General features: G+C 31.1%; 21 protein-coding genes, 1 tRNA gene and 2 pseudogenes. 15 read left to right on the top strand and 9 right to left on the bottom strand.

The genetic code is table 11. The features are described 5' to 3' along the window. Positions 1-284 precede the first annotated feature (284 nt). Positions 285-1,487 carry a PucR family transcriptional regulator gene (locus IGJ28_RS17415; RefSeq protein WP_438845559.1) on the bottom strand — a complete coding sequence of 401 codons (1,203 nt, stop codon included), beginning with the start codon at positions 1,485-1,487 and terminating at the stop codon, positions 285-287. Positions 1,488-1,719: 232 nt separating this feature from the next. Here IGJ28_RS17415 and IGJ28_RS17410 point away from each other — a divergent pair, with 232 nt between their 5' ends. The 10 genes from IGJ28_RS17410 (at position 1,720) to IGJ28_RS17365 (ending at position 12,765) form a co-directional block, all read left to right on the top strand. Beyond that, positions 1,720-2,925: an MFS transporter gene (locus IGJ28_RS17410; protein WP_103301384.1), complete on the top strand. Its 1,206-nt coding sequence runs from the start codon at positions 1,720-1,722 to the stop codon at positions 2,923-2,925. After that, on the top strand, positions 2,922-3,659 hold the full coding sequence (locus tag IGJ28_RS17405) for a nucleoside phosphorylase (RefSeq protein WP_438845558.1): 738 nt from the start codon (positions 2,922-2,924) through the stop codon (positions 3,657-3,659). Before IGJ28_RS17410 ends, IGJ28_RS17405 begins: the two co-directional genes overlap by 4 nt. Positions 3,660-3,744: 85 nt before the next feature. After that, a complete protein-coding gene (gene deoB, locus IGJ28_RS17400; protein ID WP_438845557.1) occupies positions 3,745-4,911 on the top strand; it encodes a phosphopentomutase in 1,167 nt (388 codons plus the stop codon). Between the two features lie 551 nt (positions 4,912-5,462). Further along, the gene (locus tag IGJ28_RS17395; RefSeq protein WP_438845556.1) at positions 5,463-5,879 is read left to right on the top strand and encodes a group II intron maturase-specific domain-containing protein; all 417 of its coding nucleotides are present in this window, start codon (positions 5,463-5,465) and stop codon (positions 5,877-5,879) included. Between the two features lie 940 nt (positions 5,880-6,819). Then, positions 6,820-10,176, top strand: coding sequence for a putative mucin/carbohydrate-binding domain-containing protein (locus IGJ28_RS17390; protein ID WP_438845555.1), 3,357 nt, complete (start codon positions 6,820-6,822; stop codon positions 10,174-10,176). A 659-nt stretch (positions 10,177-10,835) separates the two neighbouring features. Beyond that, positions 10,836-11,096, top strand: coding sequence for a hypothetical protein (locus IGJ28_RS17385; RefSeq protein WP_170081489.1), 261 nt, complete (start codon positions 10,836-10,838; stop codon positions 11,094-11,096). Between the two features lie 71 nt (positions 11,097-11,167). Further along, positions 11,168-11,887: a class A sortase gene (locus tag IGJ28_RS17380; RefSeq protein WP_170081492.1), complete on the top strand. Its 720-nt coding sequence runs from the start codon at positions 11,168-11,170 to the stop codon at positions 11,885-11,887. A 107-nt stretch (positions 11,888-11,994) separates the two neighbouring features. Continuing rightward, complete coding sequence (locus IGJ28_RS17375) at positions 11,995-12,222, top strand: phage holin (RefSeq protein ID WP_285604005.1); 228 nt, start codon at positions 11,995-11,997, stop codon at positions 12,220-12,222. A 7-nt stretch (positions 12,223-12,229) separates the two neighbouring features. Next, positions 12,230-12,430, top strand: coding sequence for a peptidoglycan amidohydrolase family protein (locus tag IGJ28_RS17370; RefSeq protein ID WP_252712463.1), 201 nt, complete (start codon positions 12,230-12,232; stop codon positions 12,428-12,430). 62 nt (positions 12,431-12,492) lie between these two features. Further along, positions 12,493-12,765, top strand: coding sequence for a peptidoglycan amidohydrolase family protein (locus IGJ28_RS17365; protein ID WP_252712464.1), 273 nt, complete (start codon positions 12,493-12,495; stop codon positions 12,763-12,765). A gap of 266 nt (positions 12,766-13,031) precedes the next feature. Here the strand turns inward: IGJ28_RS17365 and IGJ28_RS17360 are convergent, their stop codons facing one another. From IGJ28_RS17360 to IGJ28_RS17350, 3 genes and pseudogenes are all read right to left on the bottom strand, one after another. Continuing rightward, positions 13,032-13,229 carry a CsbD family protein gene (locus IGJ28_RS17360; RefSeq protein WP_103301353.1) on the bottom strand — a complete coding sequence of 66 codons (198 nt, stop codon included), beginning with the start codon at positions 13,227-13,229 and terminating at the stop codon, positions 13,032-13,034. A 26-nt stretch (positions 13,230-13,255) separates the two neighbouring features. Beyond that, a tRNA-Ile gene (locus IGJ28_RS17355) sits at positions 13,256-13,329 on the bottom strand. A gap of 742 nt (positions 13,330-14,071) precedes the next feature. After that, positions 14,072-14,753, bottom strand: a pseudogene (locus IGJ28_RS17350) (ISL3 family transposase); the annotation flags it as partial. Positions 14,754-15,266: 513 nt separating this feature from the next. Here IGJ28_RS17350 and IGJ28_RS17345 point away from each other — a divergent pair. After that, positions 15,267-15,542, top strand: coding sequence for a hypothetical protein (locus tag IGJ28_RS17345; RefSeq protein ID WP_103301352.1), 276 nt, complete (start codon positions 15,267-15,269; stop codon positions 15,540-15,542). A 116-nt stretch (positions 15,543-15,658) separates the two neighbouring features. On the opposite strand, the pseudogene IGJ28_RS17340 reads toward IGJ28_RS17345, so the two are convergent. Beyond that, a pseudogene (locus IGJ28_RS17340) lies at positions 15,659-15,811 on the bottom strand (transposase); the annotation flags it as partial. Positions 15,812-15,885: 74 nt separating this feature from the next. Continuing rightward, entirely contained in the window at positions 15,886-16,023 is a 138-nt protein-coding gene (locus tag IGJ28_RS17335; RefSeq protein ID WP_350153665.1) for a transposase, read from the bottom strand. 440 nt (positions 16,024-16,463) lie between these two features. Between IGJ28_RS17335 and IGJ28_RS17330 the strand changes: the two genes are divergently transcribed. The 4 genes from IGJ28_RS17330 (at position 16,464) to IGJ28_RS17315 (ending at position 19,553) form a co-directional block, all read left to right on the top strand. Continuing rightward, complete coding sequence (locus IGJ28_RS17330; protein WP_434223793.1) at positions 16,464-17,063, top strand: tyrosine-type recombinase/integrase; 600 nt, start codon at positions 16,464-16,466, stop codon at positions 17,061-17,063. Positions 17,064-17,274: 211 nt separating this feature from the next. After that, positions 17,275-18,702, top strand: coding sequence for a HEPN domain-containing protein (locus IGJ28_RS17325; protein WP_347083688.1), 1,428 nt, complete (start codon positions 17,275-17,277; stop codon positions 18,700-18,702). 231 nt (positions 18,703-18,933) lie between these two features. Continuing rightward, entirely contained in the window at positions 18,934-19,170 is a 237-nt protein-coding gene (locus IGJ28_RS17320) for an AbrB/MazE/SpoVT family DNA-binding domain-containing protein (RefSeq protein WP_347083687.1), read from the top strand. Then, complete coding sequence (locus IGJ28_RS17315) at positions 19,167-19,553, top strand: type II toxin-antitoxin system death-on-curing family toxin (RefSeq protein ID WP_438845554.1); 387 nt, start codon at positions 19,167-19,169, stop codon at positions 19,551-19,553. Before IGJ28_RS17320 ends, IGJ28_RS17315 begins: the two co-directional genes overlap by 4 nt. Before the next feature lie 382 nt (positions 19,554-19,935). Here IGJ28_RS17315 and IGJ28_RS17310 read toward each other — a convergent pair whose 3' ends face one another. The 3 genes from IGJ28_RS17310 to IGJ28_RS17300 all read right to left on the bottom strand — a co-directional run. Next, the gene (locus IGJ28_RS17310; RefSeq protein ID WP_103301346.1) at positions 19,936-20,904 is read right to left on the bottom strand and encodes an acetylxylan esterase; all 969 of its coding nucleotides are present in this window, start codon (positions 20,902-20,904) and stop codon (positions 19,936-19,938) included. Continuing rightward, on the bottom strand, positions 20,901-21,806 hold the full coding sequence (locus IGJ28_RS17305) for an ROK family protein (RefSeq protein ID WP_252712467.1): 906 nt from the start codon (positions 21,804-21,806) through the stop codon (positions 20,901-20,903). The genes IGJ28_RS17310 and IGJ28_RS17305 overlap by 4 nt, the downstream gene beginning before the upstream one ends. A gap of 14 nt (positions 21,807-21,820) precedes the next feature. Continuing rightward, positions 21,821-22,285: dihydrodipicolinate synthase family protein (locus tag IGJ28_RS17300; protein WP_438845553.1), on the bottom strand; the 465-nt coding region annotated here is incomplete at its 5' end.

Below are 22,285 nucleotides of genomic sequence, written 5' to 3'. Positions count from 1 at the left end.
ATAAGTCGTATGTTGCAATTCTTTAAACGAATTTGTGTCTAATATAAGCTGGTGCGTCTTTCCGATTTGAAAAGAAAATGGCTTGTAATAAAAATTAGGTATTGATATTGGCAAAAGTTTTCTTCTGAAGACTGGAAGTAGTTTTATAATCCTAAAACAACAGAGCGTGTGTAGTATGTAGCTTTAAAATGAATATTTTAACCATGTCAGGTATAAATAAGACTTAATATGAAAGCATTTAAAGAATTATAATGCAAGTTTGGTGATCTACATAGGAAGGCTTTTTATTTCATTTTATTTAATTCAAAATGTACGATTCCTAAAAACATTTTCAATTTATCACTTGTGTTATTATAATCTAAACCTGTCAATACTTTAATTTTTTTCAAACGATATCTCAACGTATTTATGTGGATAAATAATTCTTCACTTGTTTTCATTAACTGTTCATTATTTCTAAAAAATGTTTGCAGTGTTGCCATAAGCAGCTTGTTATCAGCAATCGGTTTCAGGTGATTCATCAGATGGTTTGCAATTTCTGTATCTGAAAGGCTATTCATCACATCATAAAACTCCACAGTGGAGTATATTAGGATAGGAGAATCTGCACAAATAAATTGATTTATTTTATGGGCAAATATAGCTTGTCTATATCCTTCAACAATATTATATACAGAAACGTTATCGCTTAATCCATAATAGACAATTAAATCATCTTTTATTGCTGAAAGATAATTCTGATTTACATTCTCTACTGCAGAGAGTAATTCTTTTTTATCTGTCTTATTTTCAGAAATGAGAATAATGCTAATTGAATTAATATCATTTGTATAAAGATAATCTGTTAATTGATTTTTCTCGACTAAATTATCTAGTCGTTGAATTAATAATAATAATAATTGTTGTATATTTTTCCAATAATTTGGTTTCTGAGAAATCATTGGTGATGTCTGAAACCAATCAATATTAGGACCCACATGTAAAACGGTTACTTTTGTATGATCACTCAATTTTGCTAAATGTTCAAGTTGTTTTAAAGAAGCCGATTTGATTTGGGTAGTTAATAGGTATTTTGCCAAATTTTCTTTTAAAAAAGTGTTTTCTCTTTCTGTAAATAAAATGTAATTGACTTGATCCATGATTGTTAGATATGTTACATTGTCAGGAATTGTAAATATAGGGAAGTTTTCTTTTTTAGCATAGGCTAAAGCTGTTTCAGAAAAATAGAAATGATTATTAGATATTTTTACTGCTAATCCGACTGCTTTTAGTGTAACTAAATCTTTTAATAACTGTACTTGTGTTTCAAAATCAGTTGTAAATGTTTTAGAGCTAGTTAGAATGAATTCACCACCTTGAAGCCATTTTTTCACTTCAGGTGATTCCATGATTGTGATAGATTTGATTGCATTATTAAATTCCACAGGAGCATTGATTATCTGGATAGGCAATTTTACTTGGCTCATTAGTTGATTTAATGTAATCACTTTATCCACCTCATACAAAATAATTGAGTTCTTCAGTAATAAATCAAGACCCATTATATACTATATGTGGATACATGCAATGGTATCGTTTAAAAGATATTTTTTTTTGGACTTTTATACAAAAAAGTGCTTATTTTTTTAGTATTAAGTCCAATATAATTAATAAAAAAAAGATGATACACTGTTAGCGTTGATAGCGCTTCATCTAAACTAAGTATTATGGAGGTTTTTTATGGAATTCTCAAATGATTCAAAAATAACTAAAGAGCAGAAAAAAGTTCTTTTTAGTTCTATGAGTGGTTTAGGTTTGCAAAGCATGAGTACAATGTTGTTGTCTTTTGTGCTAGCAACTATGATTTCTGATTTTGGAATAAATGGAGCGGCCGGAGGATTTATTTCAACAATCACTAATATTGGAATGCTTGTAGGAGGAATTATATTTGGCACCTTAGCTGATAGAAGGGGGCGCGTGAGAGTTTTTGTAATTACTGTAGCTATCTTTTCAATAGCTACAGGAGCAATGGCTTTTGCTAATAATATTTATCTTGTCTACTTATTTCGATTTTTAGTTGGCGTTGGAGGTGGTGGAGAATATGGAGTTATTATGTCTATGATCGCTGACAGCTTTTCAAGTGATAAACGAGGTCGTATCAACTCTTATGTAACAATCTCTGGTCAAATAGGAAGTATTGTAGCAGCAATTGCTGCAGCTATTATTATCCCAGCATTTGGTTGGCGTGCACTCTTTGTTTTTGGTACTTTACCGATTTTTTTAGCAATCTACGCGCATTTTAAACTAGAAGAACCAGAAGAATGGAAAAAAGAGGTGCTGGAAACACAAGTCAAGCCCTCAATTAAAGATCTGTTTATAGAAGGAAGAGCCTCTGTGACCATCCGTCTAACAATTATGGCTATCGCACAAGTAGCGGGTTACTTTGGATTAATGAACTGGTTGCCTTCTATTTTACAGAATAAAGTAGGGTTAACTGTATCGGGATCATCTTATTGGATGATTGTTACAATTGTTGGAATGTCTGTTGGCATGCTTTTTTTTGGTCAAATTATGGATAAAGTTGGAGCAAAATTCGCTTACTCTTTGTTTTTGATTGCTTCAGCAATTGCTGTCTTTATCTATTCTTTTGCTGACTCAGGTACGGCAATTTTAATAGGTGGAGCTGCAGTGGGATTCTTCTGCAATGGTATGAATGCAGGATATGGTGCAATAGTCGGAAACCTTTATCCATCCCATATTAGAGCAACCGCAAATAATATTATTTTTAACATTGGAAGAGCGGTGGGTGGATTCTCATCAGTTTTCATTGGTTTCTTCTTAGATAACTATTCTTTGACTATTGCCATGCTATTTTTGTCAGTTCTATATATTGTGTCATTACTGTCTGTATTATCATTAAAAATGAAGAAGGGAGAAAATCAATGAGTATACATTTGAAAGGTCTTAAATATGGGGACCTTGGAGAAGCAACCATAATTGTGGGGGATCCTGGAAGAGTTGAGTTAATTTCTCAAGATTGGCGTGACAAAAAGAAATTAGTTGATAGCAGAGAATTTGTTGTTGTTTCTGGTTTGTGGAAAAACCATTTGGTATCAATTTGTTCCACAGGAATTGGTTCAGGATCCACTGAAATTGCAGTAACTGAATTAATTGAAAATGGAGCAAAAAAAATTGTTCGTTGCGGAGGATGTGGTGCTTGGGTAGATGGAATTGCACCTGGTGATCTAATTATTAATAATGGTATGGCAAGAACAACAGGAATGTTAGGTGCCTATGTTTCTGATAACTATCCTGCTGTAGCAAATCCTCTTTTAACTTTTGCAATTATTAATAAAGCCGAACAAGCAGGTTTTAAGACACATACCGGGATTGGACTGACTTCAGAAACTTATTACTTTGGGCAGGGTAGAACACCTAATATTTCTACTGCTTTAAGTGTAAAAAAAGAGTATATGGACTACTGGACAGATAGAAATATTCTAAATTGTGAGATGGAAACGGCAGTACTATTCCTTTTAGGAAGTCTATATAACATCCCTGTTGCGAATTGTCTTGTTGTTCATGTGAGTAGAAAAAATGAAAGATGGGCAAATGATGAAGATTACCAACGTATTCATAAAGCTGCATCAGAGATTGTATTATCCTGTCTTGTCGAATGATATTTTTTAAAGAAGGATATCTTAACGGATAGTTATTTCTAGATAAAATTAGTTTATATTTGTGTGTAAGTTAGGAGAAATTGAGATGTTTAAACGTGTACATTTGATCGTAATGGATTCTGTAGGTATCGGTGAAGCGCCCGATGCAGAAAAATTTGGTGACGTTGGTTCTGATACATTAGGACATATCGCCAAAGAAGCTGGATTGACGATTCCTCATTTGGAACAGTTAGGTCTTGGTACGATCCGACCGCTGGATGGTGTCAAAAATGTAGCAGACCATGACGGCTATGCAACGAAACTAGAAGAAATCTCTGTCGGAAAAGATACCATGACTGGACACTGGGAAATCATGGGTTTGAATATTCAAAAACCGTTTCGTGTGTTTCCTGACGGATTTCCTCAAGAATTGCTGCAACAAATCGAAGAATTTTCTGGACGTAAAATCGTCTGCAACAAACCTTATTCCGGTACAGCAGTCATTGATGATTACGGTGAACACCAAATGAAAACAGGCGATTTGATCGTTTATACGTCTGCCGATCCAGTCTTGCAAATTGCAGCTCATGAAGAAATCATTCCGTTGGAAGAATTGTACCGCATTTGCCAATATGTGCGTGATATTACCAAAGATGAACCATATATGATCGGCCGCATCATTGCTCGCCCTTATGTTGGTGAACCAGGAAACTTCACCCGGACAAGCAACCGGCATGACTATGCACTGGATCCTTTTGGACACACAGTGTTGGATTCGTTGAAAAATGTTGGCAAAGACGTCATCGCTGTCGGAAAGATCAATGACATCTTCAATGGTCAAGGAATCACTGATTCAGTAAGAACAAAGAGCAATATGGATGGTGTGGATCAGCTATTGAATGTGATGAAGCAAGACTTTACCGGTCTAAGTTTTACTAATTTAGTTGATTTCGATGCGCTTTACGGCCATCGCCGGGATGTTGTCGGTTATGCTCATGCCATTGAAGATTTCGATTTAAGAATCCCAGAGATTCTGGATGCCATGGCTGACGATGATTTATTAATGATCACAGCCGATCACGGAAATGATCCAACCTTTACTGGGACTGATCATACAAGAGAATATGTACCATTATTGGTTTACAGCAAACAATTTAAAGGACAAGGCCAACTACCCCAAGGCCATTATGCCGATATTTCAGCAACAATTGCAGAAAACTTTGCGGTACCGGCAACAGAAAATGGAACAAGTTTTTTAAATTTTTTAAAATGATAATTAACACTTTTAAATGTTTTTGTTTATTAGATAGAAAAATAGGATTTTGACTATATTTCTATTGAAGCAAGACTATCATATTTTAATGATTTTTTACTTTTGGGATGTGTAAAATTAAAACTAGGTCAGAATGAACCTCATTCTAGCCTAGTTTTTTGTTTAATAAAGATAAAAGTTTAGCACATAGGGTGTCCTAAATGCGAGGAAATTGAGAGGGAAAAGGTATTTTAAAAATAATTTTTTCAAAGAATGAAAGTAGGTTTCTATAGTCGGTATGTAAGTATATGCTATAACCCATTTATAAGTGTTATAATCAAAAATTGCAGTATTGAGCGTATATTATAGAAAAGGCAATAAGAAAAAGTGTTAGATGTGTGTGTTATAGAGCTGAATGAAAGTGAAGAATGGATTCTGGAACATCTCAAGGAGGGGGATAAGTCCCATCTTAACTAATGTATATACACTATGTATTTGATTTATAGATGAGAATGATATTTCCAAAAAATCTATGGATGAGATATGCAGATGATGACTTGATTCATTGTGCAATGAAGAAACAAGTGATTCATCTTAGGAAAGAATTGGCAAAGAGAATAAAAGAATATTTTCTTGAAAATTATCCAGAAAAAAGCAAAATTGTTTATTGTAGAATAATCAGTCAAATGAAGAAAGTAGTTTTAAGTTTTGGGGTTATTCCTTTGGAAATCGATTGGGTGTTTATTTCATCGGCTTTATTTTCGCACATTCGTTTGTTGAATATTCTGAATCCCATTATTCAAGGATGGGTCAACTATTTCATGAAATTTAATAAGAGTGAAGCAAGTAGGAAAGAAAATCAATTATATGAATCTGGTACCGATAAGATGGTTAAGAGTAAATATCAGTCAGATACTAAAAAATTGTATGAGATGAAAGATGTTAAAATCATTGAAGCTACATCATACTTGACCATATTTAATTGTTAGTGAGAATATCACACAAAATTAGTATTTCTAGTTTGGGCTATTTATTAAATGATTAAAAAAAGATAAGGTTATGAGCTGTTGCTGATACTAAAAAATCCCTTTTAAAGTACTATCAAGTGATTAAGCCCATCTAGAGAGGCTAAAAAGCAATCCGTTTTCTAAAAGTAATTAGAATGATTTAAGTCTTTCCAATACAACCAATCAATTATTTTGTTTTTTAATGGTGTTTAAAAAACAAATATAAAGATTACGTGTTCTTTATATTTGTTTCGAATTATTATTTTTTATTGATTTAAAAAATGCAGATAAAAACAATGTATTAAGCAGTCCATTTTAAATAAATGATTTTTCCATAGATGAATTAGTTTATTTTAGTGATTATTGTGTTCAATTTAAGCACCATAATATATATAAATTATTTGACAAAAATGTATTGATTTTGAGTTTTTATTAGTATTATAATTCTTTTCGAAGTATAAATATAGAAAACTATAGTGTTAATATTATGCTTCATTACTTATTTTATAGAAAATAAAAGGAGGGAATATAATAACTATTTATTATTAAATAAAGGAGGAATTTTATTGATATATTAAGCAAAATAGATAGATTATTACAAAATTGATTAATTAGTTACAAGTTGAATATCGATCGCTTTTAATAACAAATATAATTTATATTCGTTTCATTTTTAATTTCAGTCTAAGTTTGAGGGTTTTGAATAAATAAACAATTTTAAAGAATATCTATGGTACAAATGTACTTCTCTTTTCTTATTAAATTAGTTTTTTGCCTTCTGATTATGACTTAATTATCTTAAAAGTTATTTTTTCTTTCAATTGAGCAGGTATCTATTTATTACGACAATCAATTTGATTGAAAACGATAATAAGCACCATTTAATATTGATTATATCTTATAAGATAGGAAAGGATTTTTTATGAAATCAAAAAAAATTATTGTATATACATGTATGGGAATATTCTTCGGAATTAGTGCAATTTCTACAATTTCCCATGCAGATGATGATAGTAATAAAGAAGTATCAGAAAAAAATAGTAGTATAGTATATTCTTCATCATCTACTGAGAATTCCTCGGAAAAATCAGTTTCTAGCAGTGAATCTATGTTTAGTAAAGATATTGTTCAAGAATCTATCACTAATTCCTCATCTACAGAGATAGATAGTTCAGCGACACTTGAATCAAGTGATAGTGAAGAAAAAAATAATTCTAAAAATTCAAAAGAATATAAGTCTGATAATGATTCAGATGTTTCTCTAAATATTTCTCAATTAGATCAATTAAAAATCGATGTTACATCTTTATTTTCAGATGAGCAATGTACAAAATTATCAGAAGATGTGACTCAAGAAAAGATTGATAAATTAAAAGAAAGAGTAGGGAATTCAACTGATTCTCAAAAAGAAGAAATACTTACATTGCTATCTCGAGCTACGGATTTATTACAGGAATTTACTTTTAAAGGATTAGGGGATTCAACGTTTGCACAACTATATTTTTATGCCGATAAAAGCTACAGCTGTAAATTAATTACTAAAGCAGTGAAACCGCATTCCTATATTGATAAAGAATATACGACAATTACAGTTATGGATAATAAGAAAAATACAGTTTATAGTAAAAAATATATAGGAAATCAATTGCAGCAGGCACAGTCTGAGGCATTGGATCTAAAAGAAGGTTATTATTTAGTAATTAATAAAACAGAACCTAGTCGATTTGTAACAAATCATAACGATCAATTGAAGCAAAATGAAACTAATCCATATATGTATATGGTGAGAAATGGGAAGTTAGAAAGAATAGATGATAAAAATCGAATTTTACATTTTTTAGGATTAGGTAACTCGGAGTATGCGACGCTAAAAGTAGATTACAATACTATGAATTTGACACTGGTTACTAATAATGTGAAGCCACATCAGTATTTTACTAGCTCTTATGAGAAAATCGAAGTTTTGGATTTGCAAGATAAAGTAATTTACAGTAAGGATTTTATAGGGAATAAACAATTAGAGGCTGAAACAGAAAAAGTTCCTTTTAAAATAGGCTATAAAATTCGTTTAACTGGATCTGAGCATAGCTCTAGAGTGAAAAATTACGATGAATATAATGATGAAGTTGCTATGGATTTGCCCAAAGATCAAGCAACACTTAAAATCCAATCAGATAATCTTGAGGTTATGAAATCAAAATATGGTTCTGATTTAGAGTCAGAGATAATGACCTTATTTTCTGATTCTGAATGTACAAAACTATCAGAAGATGTGACTCAAGAAAAGATTGATAAATTAAAAGAAAAAGTAGGGAATTCAACTGATTCTCAAAAAGAAGAAATACTTACATTGCTATCTCGAGCTACGGATTTATTACAGGAATTTACTTTTAAAGGATTAGGGGATTCAACGTTTGCACAACTATATTTTTATGCTGATAAAAGCTACAGCTGTAAATTAATTACTAAAGCAGTGAAACCGCATTCCTATATTGATAAAGAATATACGACAATTACAGTTATGGATAATAAGAAAAATACAGTTTATAGTAAAAAATATATAGGAAATCAATTGCAGCAGGCACAGTCTGAGGCATTGGATCTAAAAGAAGGTTATTATTTAGTAATTAATAAAACAGAACCTAGTCGATTTGTAACAAATCATAACGATCAATTGAAGCAAAATGAAACTAATCCATATATGTATATGGTGAGAAATGGGAAGTTAGAAAGAATAGATGATAAAAATCGAATTTTACATTTTTTAGGATTAGGTAACTCGGAGTATGCGACGCTAAAAGTAGATTACAATACTATGAATTTGACACTGGTTACTAATAATGTGAAGCCACATCAGTATTTTACTAGCTCTTATGAGAAAATCGAAGTTTTGGATTTGCAAGATAAAGTAATTTACAGTAAGGATTTTATAGGGAATAAACAATTAGAGGCTGAAACAGAAAAAGTTCCTTTTAAAATAGGCTATAAAATTCGCTTAACTGGATCTGAGCATAGTTCTAGAGTAAAAAGTTATGACGATAATAATATAGTAAAACCAATTGAGTTATCTGAGAAAATGGTAGAGATCCGAATTGGGAAACAAGGATTATCTAAAGTTTTTTTATTCAATGAAAAAATGAATGGAACACTTCAAAAAAATATTGAAACGAGACTGACGAAAGAATATTTGGATAGCTTTATAAAAGCAGATGATAGGCACAAAGCATTTTTAAATTGGCTATATGGAAATTCTGAAGCTATGCAATTATACTTAGATGCAGGTTATGCAACAACATCTAATCAAGGGGGAATGTCCTCATACCAATTTAAAAATCCATATAATTTAGAAAATGAAAAAGAAGCTTTTGAATTATGGTTTAAAATATGGAATAAATCTGATAAGTCACATCAGGGAACTAATTTAAAAATTGCTATTAGTGTTGCTATGGAGTTTAACAAAGAAGTAAGTGCTTGGTATAATTCTTCTTTGAAAATTGATCCAATCAAAAGATATTTGAATTATGAAGATGCTCTTCAAAAAGGATTTCTTTTTGAAGATTTTACAAATTTAACTGTACAGGAAACAAGAAATGTAGTAAATGCTAAAATAACTGATGATGATATGAACTGGTTAAGAAATTATATGAAGCAAAATAAACCAGATATGTTAACTAGATCAGGAATTACAAGAGGCTATACTCTAATTAAATATGTTATGAAAAATCCTGAAACTGGAGTAAGCGTTCAGAGTGGAAATTTTTACGGCCCTAATCCAACTATAAAAGAAGTTATTAAATATGGTGGAGTTTGTGGAGCTATGTCCAAGCTTAGTTGCGTTTTAGCACAAGCATACGGTGTGCCAGCTTTTCCTGTTGGGCAACCAGGACATTGTGCATATATATATTTAAACAGCGATCATAATTATCAACTCGGATACGATGTTTGTGGATGGAAGGGTTGCGGTAATTATAATTCTACACTTCCTTATATACAGATCAATAACTATTTCTCTTCTCATATAGATGAATATAGAAAATCTGAATATTTTAGATATGAATCAGCAATAAAGACAAATAATTCTGATAAATTGAAACTTTTGAATGAATCATTAAAGGTAGAACCACTAAATTATCATGCGTGGAATGATAAATTGTCGTTATTGTCGGGAGCGAAGGATAGTGATCAATATAAAGAGGCTATAAAAAGTATGAACGAATCTTTGAAAGACTATCCAATTATATCTAAGGATATTGGCTCAAGTACTGATACAAAAGAATAAAAATAGTTAAGAAAAGATTATGATAATCTATAAAAATTTTATTTGATGTCAATATTCTTTAATTTCACATTATATAATCAAGGTAAAAAATCTTTATTAGTGGTCCTTTTATTTACCATATTTCTTAAGCTGTTAGAATGAGATTATATGAGGAAAATGTTTTCTTTATTTTAAAAACCAGTATTTTGATCTTGAATAAGGCGCTGTACAATCTTTCTTTTAGCGGTTGTACAGTGTTTTATTGTTTATCTTGTTTGAAAAGCATTGCGATATATTTTAAGTCAGGCCTATGACATAGTATATTTAGTTAAAAAGTGATAGAGAGATCTTAGAGATACTTCCTAGTAAAAATTTTTTTGGCTAATCTAGCGGAAATATTTATAGTATTTAATGGAAATAAAAAATAATAGATGGATTTCTTCAACTAGTTTTTTTAATTATTTATAAATAACTAGAGTACTTTTCTTATAGTATCATAAATAGTTTGTATGAATACATGTAATTGTAAAAATGGTGGATGGTTTTGAACGAGTAACAATAAATTTTTTGTTTTGACTATCATTTTATTGTTCAGAAATAATTTATTGCACTTTTTGAGGTAAATAGTTTAGAATTGTTATAGTATAAGTAATTCAAATTGAATAATGGAGAAATAGGTAATGAAAAAAATTGATTTAATCAATATAATAGGTATGTTAATAGGAATACTAGTAAATATAGTAATTTTCACAGATTGGCTTTGGATGTTATTTTCTAATCTTGTTCCTGTACTTATTATAGGTATTTGTGGAATTATACTTTCAATATTAGAACTTTTTGAAAGTAGAAACACAATGAATAGAAGAGTTGCTTGCATTATATTAATAGTTAATCTATTGCCTATGGCCTATTTTACTTTCTTATATTTTGCACTAGGATAAAATAAATTAACCTAAAGTCTCTTTTTCTTATAATCCATCTCAAATATTTTCATTTGTGATACTATAACTCTATAAGAAGGAGATGGAAATTTTTGAAAAAAATTCTTATTAATTCTTTACTAGTACTTTTATTCCTTGTAGGATTTGCTTTAGTCTTTAATAAGCAAATAAAGGATTTTACAATAAAACAAACAACTGAAAAATATACTGTTAACAATTTTAACAGGAAAGAGATTGAGAAAAATCAGCAGCAAAAGGACGCTTCTTTTAATTTTGATGATGTTGCTCCAATTAGTAGTGAAGCTGTTTTGAAAGCTAAATTAAGCAACAAGCGGTTTCCTGTTATTGGAGGTGTTGCTGTTCCAAGTGTAGGAATAAATTTACCTATTTTTAAAGGTTTATCAAATGATGCCTTATTATGGGGGGCAGGAACGGTAAGCGAAACACAGGTAATGGGGAAAGGAAACTATGGATTAGCTAGTCATCACGCAGATAAAAAAGATTTATTATTTACACCACTAACTAAAGTAAAGATTGATGAAAAAATTTACTTAACAAATTTAGATAAGATATATATCTATAGAATTACTAACATTGAGATAGTTTCACCGACTGATGTTCAATGTTTAGATGAAGTACCTAATAAAAAATTAGTTACATTACTTACTTGTGATACATTAGCAGGAACAAACCGAATTATTGTGCAAGGAGAATTAATTGATGAAATAGAAGTGGATAAAGCAAGCCAAGAAGTATTAGGAGTGTTTGAGATGGAACAAAAAACTTATTAATATTGGTTAGAATGTTGATGTTTATCCATCCTCTGGTGAAAATACTATTTCACTATCGAAATAGTAGAAATTTATCTCTATTCATAGAAATTTAAATCCGTATACTAATGATTTCTCACCCTATTTTACTCATTCAAACGATTGGTGCGCCATTTGGATATAAATGGGATTTTATCGTTTTAAATCAACAGTTTGCGGCAATTGTTAATGCAGTTTTTGCATTATTGGCTATTCTTGGAGTTGTTTCAGATCCAACTACTGCGGGGATCGGTGATAGCGATCAAGCCATGACATATACAGAGCCAAAGAAATCAGGTGAATCAGATAGGAATTAATCTTGAGATGGAGCAATTACGTAATCAGGGTGTGCGGTATTCAACGTCTGGCTCGCGTACGGGAACAGATGGGACTGCGGACTGTTCAAGAGCTATCTATGTTTGTTTGAGAAAAGCTGGCGCCAGCAATGCTGGTTGGGTATTAAATACAGATTCAATGCATAGCTGGTTAGGGGCAGAATGGGTTTCAATTAATTGCGCAGAATAGAGAGTGGCAAGCCCACAGAGGGGATATAATGAAAAGGGGCTTCAGGTGGGGCCGCTGGGCATGTGGTACTATTTATCAGCAGTACACAAATCATTCATTGTAATTATGCTAGAAATGGAGTGACGATTGATGATGAAGCAACCACTTGTCCTTATAGTAGGGACTGGTATGTTTACCGTTTGAAAGGTACTTTTTACTCATTGAATACATCTCCGGCTACATCCAGCAGCTGGAGGGCTGAAAATGGTCATTTCAAATTAATACAGCAATCAAGCTTCGAAAAAGTCCTTCAACAAATTCAGGAGAAATTGCGACGATTGGTGTCGGATCTGTGATTATCTATGATGCCTATAAAGTATATACAAATGGTTATGTATGGATTCGCCAGAAACGTGGGAATGGTTATGGCTATACGGCGACCGGTAGAAGTAAAAATGGAAGATGGATTGACTACTGGGGAAGTTTTTATTAAAATAAAGTCAAGCAATACCTTTTAGCGAAAGTCGTCTTTTCGAAGGCGGCTTTTTATTTTTTAGATGGATTGAGTTTGATAGATAGAAATCTAACTAAAAAACTATCTATTAAAGATAGGGCTGAAAAACTATTTTTTATCTAATTTTTCTTTTACATCTTCGACTACTTCTTCTGTTTTTTCTTTTACATCAGAAGCAACTTCTTTCACTTTACCGACAGCTTGATCCAAAAGACCTTCTGCTTTTGTTTTTTTGCTATTTGTCACATCACCGGTAACTTCTTTTGCTTTACCTTTGATTTTATCTGTTTTCCCTCTATCTGTCATTTAAATCACCTCCTCAAAAAGAATAATGGACCTTGCAGGACTCGAACCTGCGACCGGACGGTTATGAGCCGTCTGCTCTAACCAACTGAGCTAAAGGTCCTGCATAAAATGAACACGTTATTCTTGAAAAACAAAAAAAGGCACTATAAAATATAGATAGATGTTAACATCATCTCTATAATGAAAGAGTAACGGAGCTGGGAAGTTTTGGGGAAGTCTTCTTATTTACTATCCGCTACTCTTTTCTATTAATTAAGATAACATATTATAAAAAATAATCAAATTTATCCTTTTTGGGGTTCACTTTATTTTTTATTGTAACATACTTGTGATTAAAAAGAAGTATGTGACGAAATTTCGTCAATAGGTATTCAAGATACTCTATTGAATTATCAACCAAAATCGGTTAAACTTTATTTACCTAAAACCTTTTATTTTATTTCTGTGAATCCACTCTCCCCCGAGGGTGGGTGTTTTTATGTAAAATAGCTATTGAAAAATATTCTGTTTTATCGTACTACTTGCTTATAGATTATATTTAACTTTCTTCTTTCAAAAGTACCCACTTTTCGGAGTGGGTTGTTTGGTGTCTTTAGCGCAGTTATTCAGAATAGATGACTAATAATCGTTTGGTTGCAGATTTGAGCTCTACAAGCTATATAGATAAATTGTGCCAAATTTTGTGCCAAAAAAATTTCAAACATGTTCTGACACGTGTTCGTGCTTTTATGTGATTTACTTTTAAATCGTGATTTTTTAAACGTATACTAACTAAATTTTATATATAATTGCTTGCAAGGTCTATTACTCTTTTAGTTAGTAGGTGGTTTGAATAACAGATAATAGAAATCTGAAACCACTAGACGCACTTGTTCACGGACTTTTCTAGGGTAGCGCAAGCGAAATAGTCGCGTAAAGGATCGAGTTGCCGATTTTCCACAATATCAATCAGTTGATGGGGCTTGCCGTCCATCATGAAGAAGCTCATGGCTCCGAGACGTTTTTCATCGATTTGAATTCATCGAAACACACCACTTCTGGTAACGGCTGGTTCAAAGAAACGGTTTTAGGCCGAATGCTGCGAAGTATTCGAATGACAGTGGTCGGAGAAATGTGCTTCATATGTGCGATCAAAGACATAGAAAGAGGTTCGCTTAATAGTTCAAGAATGGCTTGTTTGTCTCTGCGAGCGATGGAGCAGAGACGATCACTAATTGAATCTTCTGCTAAAAAAGTCTTTCCACAGTGTTTACATTTAAAGCGCTATTTGTTAATTCGCAGAATGGTCTTGTAGTTACTGACAGCATTCAATAAGATGGATACTTTTTTCCAGCTCCATTTAATGATCGTTTGCTTATTTTGATAGTGACAATGAAAGCATTCCTCTGGTTGATAGGTCAATGTGCCATCAAAAACAAAACATGTTTCGTCATTGATTCGCTCTTTGCGAAAGGCATCTTCATGAAAGGTAAGATTTAGATCTAGAATATCTAATAACTCTTTGGTAAACTTTGAATAGGACATCTTGAAACATTCCTTTGAATGGTTTTCGTCGACTTTATTCTAAAGGATTTCAAGGTGTCTGTTTGCATTTATTAGAAAAAAAGTATTGGCAACAGAAGGCGTCACAAACACTAGATATTATAGAGCCATAAAAAAAGGTCTGTATATAATTTTTTTAATTATATGCAGGCTTTTAATTTACGACTTACAAACATTACTGGATATAGATAAAAACAGTTTTTTATAAAAATTAATTAAAAATTATAATAATCTTTAATTAATTGGCTTATTTTTAGCATAAAGAAATTTATATAATTAAATATTAGCTTCAGTCCTAATAGTAATAGGGATATTCCAATATTGAATATAAAAAGATTTTACATATAGATTTCCCAAAACTTTAGTTTTAATAATGTAGTTTGTTTGGGGGAGTTAGGATAGTATCTAAATAGTATTATAGGTAATATGACTGATACTATGCTCAATAGCATGTATGAAAACAAATACTAATTTAAGTTGTGAGAGGATAATACAATGGATAAAGAGTTAGCCGTTCAATTATTAGAAAGGTTTCGATCAAGTTTAGAAAATAGTAAAAAGCAAAAAAATATTCAGGAAGTTCTTCAGGAATTAGATTTGATTCTAGAGGATATACTAAGTAATGACCTAGAAGGGATTGCTTTACCAATAATATTATCCGAGTTTACTAATAAGATTAATTTGGCTTTAGCTTTTGATGTAGTACGTTTTTCTGAAGAGCAAAGCAGGGTTTGGAAAATTTTACAAGATGGTGTTATCAAAAGAAGATAGCGTTTTTTATGAACTAAAAAATAGGTATGTAAAGAATTTTGTGTAAGATTTTTTCTTTAATATAATCAGTCACGTGATTTTCAAAAAATCTGCCCCAAGTTTTAAACCGCCATGATCTATTTTTTTGTAACATCTATTGTAATGAGATACAGTAATTTAAGCAGTGACTCATCCGATGTAAAGACACTTTTTAACTTTGTTGGCCTGCAAAGCTGCCGGTTAAATCTTTCAATCACTTGTGTAATAATGTAGTGTAATTCTTCAGGATACTTGAAAAAGGGCTAATAATCTATACATATTTTTTTAATATATCCCATTTTTTCTGAAAATCCAACACCTATTTTTAAGTAGATACTGTATATATCGGTTTTAAATTATCTGTAGTAGTCTTTAAACCCTTATAATCAACAAATATCATGTTGTTTCTATTTTGACGGATAATACATTTTTGAACTTCTGTTTTTGGAAAAGTGGCTTGAATGGTTTCATTAGACAGGAAGGTTCTATAACTAGATTCATTTTACCATTAGAACTTACATAACATATTTAACACTATTTAATTAATTATTAAATAATATTTTTAACATACATTCTATTTTTATTTTATTATAATTATTTTAACAAAATTTCAATATATTATTATGTGATGTTTAAAATATGTGTTAAATTGGTATTCAGTTTTCATTTCACATTAATATTTTTTTGTTAATAATATATTTAATTGGTTTAAAAATATTATAACAAACACTTATTTACGAATGAGACACAATCTGATTATGTCACATTCGTTATAATTGCTCCATCCTTAGAGGCTCTAAGAGGAAATCACTTTTCTTTTAGAGCCTTTTTTCTATAGCTTGTTTAAATGTGACTTATTATCTGTTATAATTGTATTAAGTAACATTTGAGAGGTGGCTAAAAATGAAGAGCGTGGAACCGATTCGCGACAAAAAAAAGATCGATGCCATGAAAGCAATTTTGGCTTCCGGAAAATATGGGCAACGAAATTTAGTGCTTTTTTCGATCGGGATCAATACAGCGTATCGAATTTCCGATTTAAGACAGTTGAAATTAAGTGATGTGTTAGAAATTTCCCGTGGGCGGGTGATTGTCAAAGAACGTCTGGCCATGAAGGAACAAAAAACGGCCAAACATAATTCGGTCTTCATTTCGAACAAATTGCGAAAAGTGATTCTCGATTATGTTCAATCGGAATTTCCTGAGCAGCTGCAAGTACATGACTTCAGTAATTATTTGTTTCCAAGTCGAAAAGGAGCAGACACGCCTTTGACCCGACAAAGTCTTTGGCGAATCATTCATGAAGCAGGAATGGCGGTTGGGCTGAAAGAAATTGGTCCCCATTCGATGCGCAAGACCTTCGGCTATTTTTTGTACAAACAAGGGACCAAAACAGAGATCATTCAGTCGCTGCTCAACCATTCTTCACAACGTGAGACTCTACGCTATATTGGGATCACACAGGAAGACAAAGATACCGCCGTAAAAAGTTTAGATTTATGACAGAATAAGTCCCTATATAATAGAAGGAAAAAATTCATAATTTAATATGATTAGGTAATTATATGTCTTTTGTTCATTACTATCGGACTTTCAAAATATTTGGATTAGATGATTTAAAGAGTTATGTTTTGAAAATTACTATCACATGCTTTCATCTTTTGTGTTTCCAATAAGGTGTTTAATAGAATTTTTTTAGGAAGGTATTTTAAATATGGTAAAAACAACAAATTCAACTATGTTCGATAATTTTGATATATCTGGTATTTGGTCTTTAGCGGATAACTTTGAAGAATATTCTGCTGGTGTATTAACGTACTCTGCTTCTAATAACTATGAAATTAATCTAAAGTTAACTGATACATCAATATATAAATTAACTGAAATCCCAGTAATATATGGAATTGCTAGTAATTCCGAAAGAATAACATTATTAAATAATAGAGTAATCAATTCAAACATAGGTGCTTTTGGTTCCGCTACCATAATTTGCGAAAAAATAGTTATAGGTCCTGACTTTTTTGGGAAGCCCCAAGAGAGTTGCATAAAAAAAGTTTCATTTAGTTTCTATAAATTAAATGAGTGGATGAATCTTCCCATATGGAATAGTGATTATGACCATTCTAAAGACGTGTATATGATTTGGCATAAAAAATTTCCGTTGAGAGAATATAGAATTGAGGAAATAAAAGGCTCACTAAAAGAAAATTATGTATATAGCCAGCAAAAATCAATTGAAAATATCAATATCAGTATTTGTATTGAAAATTTTTATACATTAATTTTTGATAATGGAAAGAATCTAGATGAAGTATATGAATGTATATATAAAGTAGTTCAATTTTTTTATGTGTTATTTGGTTCTGAACTCCCTGTCAAATTTATAGAGTTTGAATATGGATCGATAAATATAGGTAACAAAGTTATTGGAAAAAAATATAGGATGTATGTCAGGCAGAATGCTAAAGTTCAATCAAGAAAGCTTAGACCTTATGAGCTATTTCCTTATGCCACAATAGCCGATAATTTATCAAAATATATTAATAATTGGTTCGCATTTTATGCAGATTTAGAGACTATTATACAGACATATGTAGGAGACTTACAACTTACATCCTTTTTAGAAACACAGTTTCTCAATGCTTGTAGAAATGTAGAAATTTTTCATCGAATATATTTGGAGAAAGAAAAGATAGAAGCCCCTGAAATTGTGTTTATGAGAAAAAAACTCATGGAAATTGTAACAGGGGCAGAAGAGCCCGTCAGAAAATACTTTTCTGAAAGAATAAATTATACGGGAGAAGAAACACTCTCGAAAAGAATAAAAGAAAGCTTAAAAGTTGTTCCGAACCCTATTCTAAAGGAAACTATCTTATACAGATCTAAGTCATTATCCGATTCTAAAACTAGATTTGTGAGAGCGTGCGTGAATACAAGAAATTTCTTAACACATGGCAGTCAAGATAAAAGTAAATACCAACCTTTATTTGAAAAAGAAAATCTATATATTGCAACAAAAATTTTAAATATTATTATTAGATATTTTATACTTGAAAAAATAAATATTGATCCGGAAATTCTTGAAGAAAAGATATTAGAAGATATGAACCGCAAAGGAGTTTCTGGGAACAAATTGAACTAAAAAATGTAATTCTCATACAACTGACTCTTTCCAAAAGTTTGAACTAACTCTCTTAATAAAAAAGTTTAGGAGATATTATAGAATCATAAATTAATATTCTCATTGAGAGTATTAATTTTTTAAGTAGTTCGTTCTATATCGGTAAAAGAAATATTAAGTATTGTGATACAAATGTTAAGATATTGATTAATAAGGATATACGGTATATACTTGCTTTAGGGGGCTGATTATATGAATATTAAAAAAAGGAAAATTAGGGAAGTAGGTAACTCAATAGTTGTTACTTTATCAAAAGAGAGTTTATTACAAAAAGGATTGAAACCTGGAGATACTATTTTTATTGATGAAGACAAAATGATGGATGCAATCGTGAAAGAAGAAAGTAATTTAGATCTCGAAATTGATATGTATGTGAATCAAGCTCTATCTGAATATGATGTGGCGTTCAAGGAATTAGTTGATCAATGATTTATTTGAGCGAAAAAGACATTGTAAAATTGAATGTTATTCAAATAAAAAGATATTCACCAAAGGAAACAATTGGCGTTATTGATAAAAATGCTTTGAGTATGGCTGTAAATCAACCAAAACAGCATATTTTTGGAAAAGATCTCTATCCTGATGTGTTCAGCAAAGCAGCAGTTCTCTTAATAAATCTAATCAAAAAGCATCCATTTCACAATGCTAACAAACGTACAGCATTTTTAGCTGCATATGTTTTTCTCAAGTTAAATGGTTATTCACTAAAAATGGAAAATCAGGAAGTTGTAGAATTTGTAGTTAGAATTGCTACGTATCAGGGTGAGTTTGATGACTTAAAAGAGGCAACAACCGATATACTAAAAAAATAATTCCACAAAGACTGATACAAAAAAATAGAAGCAAACTAGCAGTTCAGTTAAATCTGGAGAGTTAGTTTGCTTTTTATCTTAGTTTACATAAGATATATTATACAAAGTTATTTATTTTTACATTTATTATATTAATGGTTTCACATATAGTTTTTTAATTATGTAAACTAAATTCGATCGGTTTTGTTAATTATTAAGGATCAATTATTATCACTTTTAAGAGACTTTTCTATAAGAGAAAAGTCTCAACTATTTGCTGTAGTATTTCTAAGGTTGAAAAATTAGAATTTGTGTTATTCGTTAATAAAGTTTCAAGTAGTATTTTGGGGAAACTAACAAAGAAATATTAAATAACTTTTTTAGCAACTTAATCTTCAATTTACTATTTCTTTAAAATTTTTGAACCAAATAGATAATCATAAACTAAATCATTGATAAATACATTCATTCCTTCGTGACTATATTCTGGTAATATAATTATCTCTTTCTTTGTATTAATACGATTATAAATAGCAAACTGAGTAGATGGTGGGCAGACATTGTCTTCTAATCCGGTTATCATCATTATAGGGCATTGAATCATATGAGCTAAGTTTTTCACATCAATGTAGGAAAGATGTTTCAAAAATTTTTCTTCTGTTTGATGCAATGGATCCGAAAACTTAAAATATCGAAACAATTCATCGTAGGGTTCGCAATTATTTCCCAATTCCAATACACGCTTAAAGTCTGAAAGAAAAGGATACACTGCTACTGTTTTACTAATTCGATTATTTAAAGCAGCACATACTAAAGCTAATGCACCTCCTTGTGAAGCACCGTAAGTTAATAGCATGGTTTCATCTACAAAATCTAATGAAGCTACTATCTCCACTAATTGATACGTATCCAAATATATATCTTTATAAAACAGATGTTCTGGTCCATCAATTGCCCCACGAATAACTTGCCCTTTTACTGTCATTCCATTGAAGTTTCCTAAATCTTGTGATTTACCCGCTTGTCCCCTTACATCCATACACACTACTGCATAACCAGCACATACAAATTTTAGATTTTCTGTCCAATCAGGACTTTGTCCTTGATAACCATGAAAATAGAATACTACTGGAGCTTTGCTTACTCCTTTTGGAAATAAACATTTAGAATAAATGCTAGAACCATTATTTCCATTAAATATCAATTCATAACAATCTACAAATTCTAAATTGAAATCACACGAATTCAATTGATATGACGGAATATCTGAAACCGACTTTATTTGATTTTTCCAAAAATCATCCATATCTGGAGGCAACGTTTGACGACCTTTATACCTTCTCATTTCATCTAAAGACATAGTTTCAATCATCTTCTACACTCCTTTAATGACCTCTGGCGATTCATGAAATGATAAAACGCACCTAACATCCCTGCATCATTTCCATGATGAGCAAAAGTTAAATTTATTTTTTCAGCTATAGTTGGCAATAAATATTTATATAAAGCTCTTTCAATACGATTCTTTAAAAAAACTTCTTGAACCATAATCCCTCCACCTAAAACAACAGTTTGTGGGTTTATTACATAGCATATTGTTGCTATCCCTTGACCTAAATAATCTGACATTTGATCAATAGCGTCAATACATTTTTGATTCCCTGCTTTTGCTTCCTCAAAAATACGATATCCATCCCATTCTATTGAATTATCCCCATGAGCTTTAGCCACATTTTTTACTAGTGTTGTTGTAGAAGCTAACTCCTGAAAACTAGCTTGTCCCATAGGTAAATACCCTATCTCACAAGCACTGTTACTATAACCATGAAAAACCTCAGAATCTATAAGGAAGCACCCTCCAATTCCTGTTCCGATAGTTAAACAGAGAGTAGATCTACTTCCTTTTGCACTTCCTGAAATTACTTCAGCCATCCCAGCACAATTTACATCATTTTCAATTTCACATGGAATACTATAACGCTTTTCTAATATTTTTTTATACTCTGTTCCAGCATAATTAGGGATAGAAGGTCCTGAATAAAAAATTTCTCCTTTCTCTGAATCAACCATACCTGCTGAAGATAAGCAAATGCCTGAAAGCAAGTATTTATCTTGGTATTCATCAATTATCTTAATTACTTTTGAAAGAATACCTGGTCCACCTAATTCTGCTTCTGTAGGAATTTTATTTTTTCTTATCAGGTTTCCATTGTGGTCAACTATTCCATATTTTATCATGGTGCCACCTATATCAATCACCACATATTTTTTCATTGTTTTATCTCCGATTACTTAATAAATTTTTCTTTTGTTAATTGAATTAATGAAGCAGCTCTCCGAATAGATTCGAAATCACTTTCAATAAATGGTGTTAAAGGCGCTCTTACTGAGCCAATATCCATTTCTTCATTAATTCGTAAAATTTCTTTTGCTACAGAATACATATTTCCATAACATGACACCATTAAAGCAATAATATCATTAATTACATATTGTAATTCCTTAGCTAAATCAATTTCTCTATCTTCGATAAACTGATTTAACTGTAAAAATAATTCTGGCATAACAGCATAAGTTCCACCGATTCCTGCTCTAGCTCCCATTAAACGACCACCCAAAAATTGTTCATCAGGTCCATTAAAAACAATATGGTCTTTTCCACCTAAAGCAGAAAAGATTTGAATATCTTGTACAGCCATTGAAGAGTTTTTAACTCCTATAATGTTTTTATTTTTTAACATTTCACTATAAAG

Origin of the sequence: Enterococcus sp. AZ091, assembly GCF_051714805.1 — a bacterium.
GTDB classification, from domain to species: domain Bacteria; phylum Bacillota; class Bacilli; order Lactobacillales; family Enterococcaceae; genus Enterococcus_D; species Enterococcus_D gallinarum.
This window is presented reverse-complemented; position numbering and strand designations above follow the sequence as displayed.

Coding starts and splice junctions, on each gene's coding strand:
- IGJ28_RS17320 (WP_347083687.1), top strand. CDS start 18,934: ATGAATATTAAAAAAAGGAAAATTAGGGAAGTAGGTAACTCAATAGTT.
- IGJ28_RS17405 (WP_438845558.1), top strand. CDS start 2,922: ATGAGTATACATTTGAAAGGTCTTAAATATGGGGACCTTGGAGAAGCA.
- deoB (WP_438845557.1), top strand. CDS start 3,745: ATGTTTAAACGTGTACATTTGATCGTAATGGATTCTGTAGGTATCGGT.
- IGJ28_RS17395 (WP_438845556.1), top strand. CDS start 5,463: ATGAAGAAACAAGTGATTCATCTTAGGAAAGAATTGGCAAAGAGAATA.
- IGJ28_RS17375 (WP_285604005.1), top strand. CDS start 11,995: ATGATTTCTCACCCTATTTTACTCATTCAAACGATTGGTGCGCCATTT.
- IGJ28_RS17360 (WP_103301353.1), bottom strand. CDS start 13,229: ATGACAGATAGAGGGAAAACAGATAAAATCAAAGGTAAAGCAAAAGAA.
- IGJ28_RS17370 (WP_252712463.1), top strand. CDS start 12,230: ATGGAGCAATTACGTAATCAGGGTGTGCGGTATTCAACGTCTGGCTCG.
- IGJ28_RS17310 (WP_103301346.1), bottom strand. CDS start 20,904: ATGATTGAAACTATGTCTTTAGATGAAATGAGAAGGTATAAAGGTCGT.
- IGJ28_RS17325 (WP_347083688.1), top strand. CDS start 17,275: ATGGTAAAAACAACAAATTCAACTATGTTCGATAATTTTGATATATCT.
- IGJ28_RS17330 (WP_434223793.1), top strand. CDS start 16,464: ATGAAGAGCGTGGAACCGATTCGCGACAAAAAAAAGATCGATGCCATG.
- IGJ28_RS17410 (WP_103301384.1), top strand. CDS start 1,720: ATGGAATTCTCAAATGATTCAAAAATAACTAAAGAGCAGAAAAAAGTT.
- IGJ28_RS17390 (WP_438845555.1), top strand. CDS start 6,820: ATGAAATCAAAAAAAATTATTGTATATACATGTATGGGAATATTCTTC.
- IGJ28_RS17305 (WP_252712467.1), bottom strand. CDS start 21,806: ATGAAAAAATATGTGGTGATTGATATAGGTGGCACCATGATAAAATAT.
- IGJ28_RS17385 (WP_170081489.1), top strand. CDS start 10,836: ATGAAAAAAATTGATTTAATCAATATAATAGGTATGTTAATAGGAATA.
- IGJ28_RS17345 (WP_103301352.1), top strand. CDS start 15,267: ATGGATAAAGAGTTAGCCGTTCAATTATTAGAAAGGTTTCGATCAAGT.
- IGJ28_RS17315 (WP_438845554.1), top strand. CDS start 19,167: ATGATTTATTTGAGCGAAAAAGACATTGTAAAATTGAATGTTATTCAA.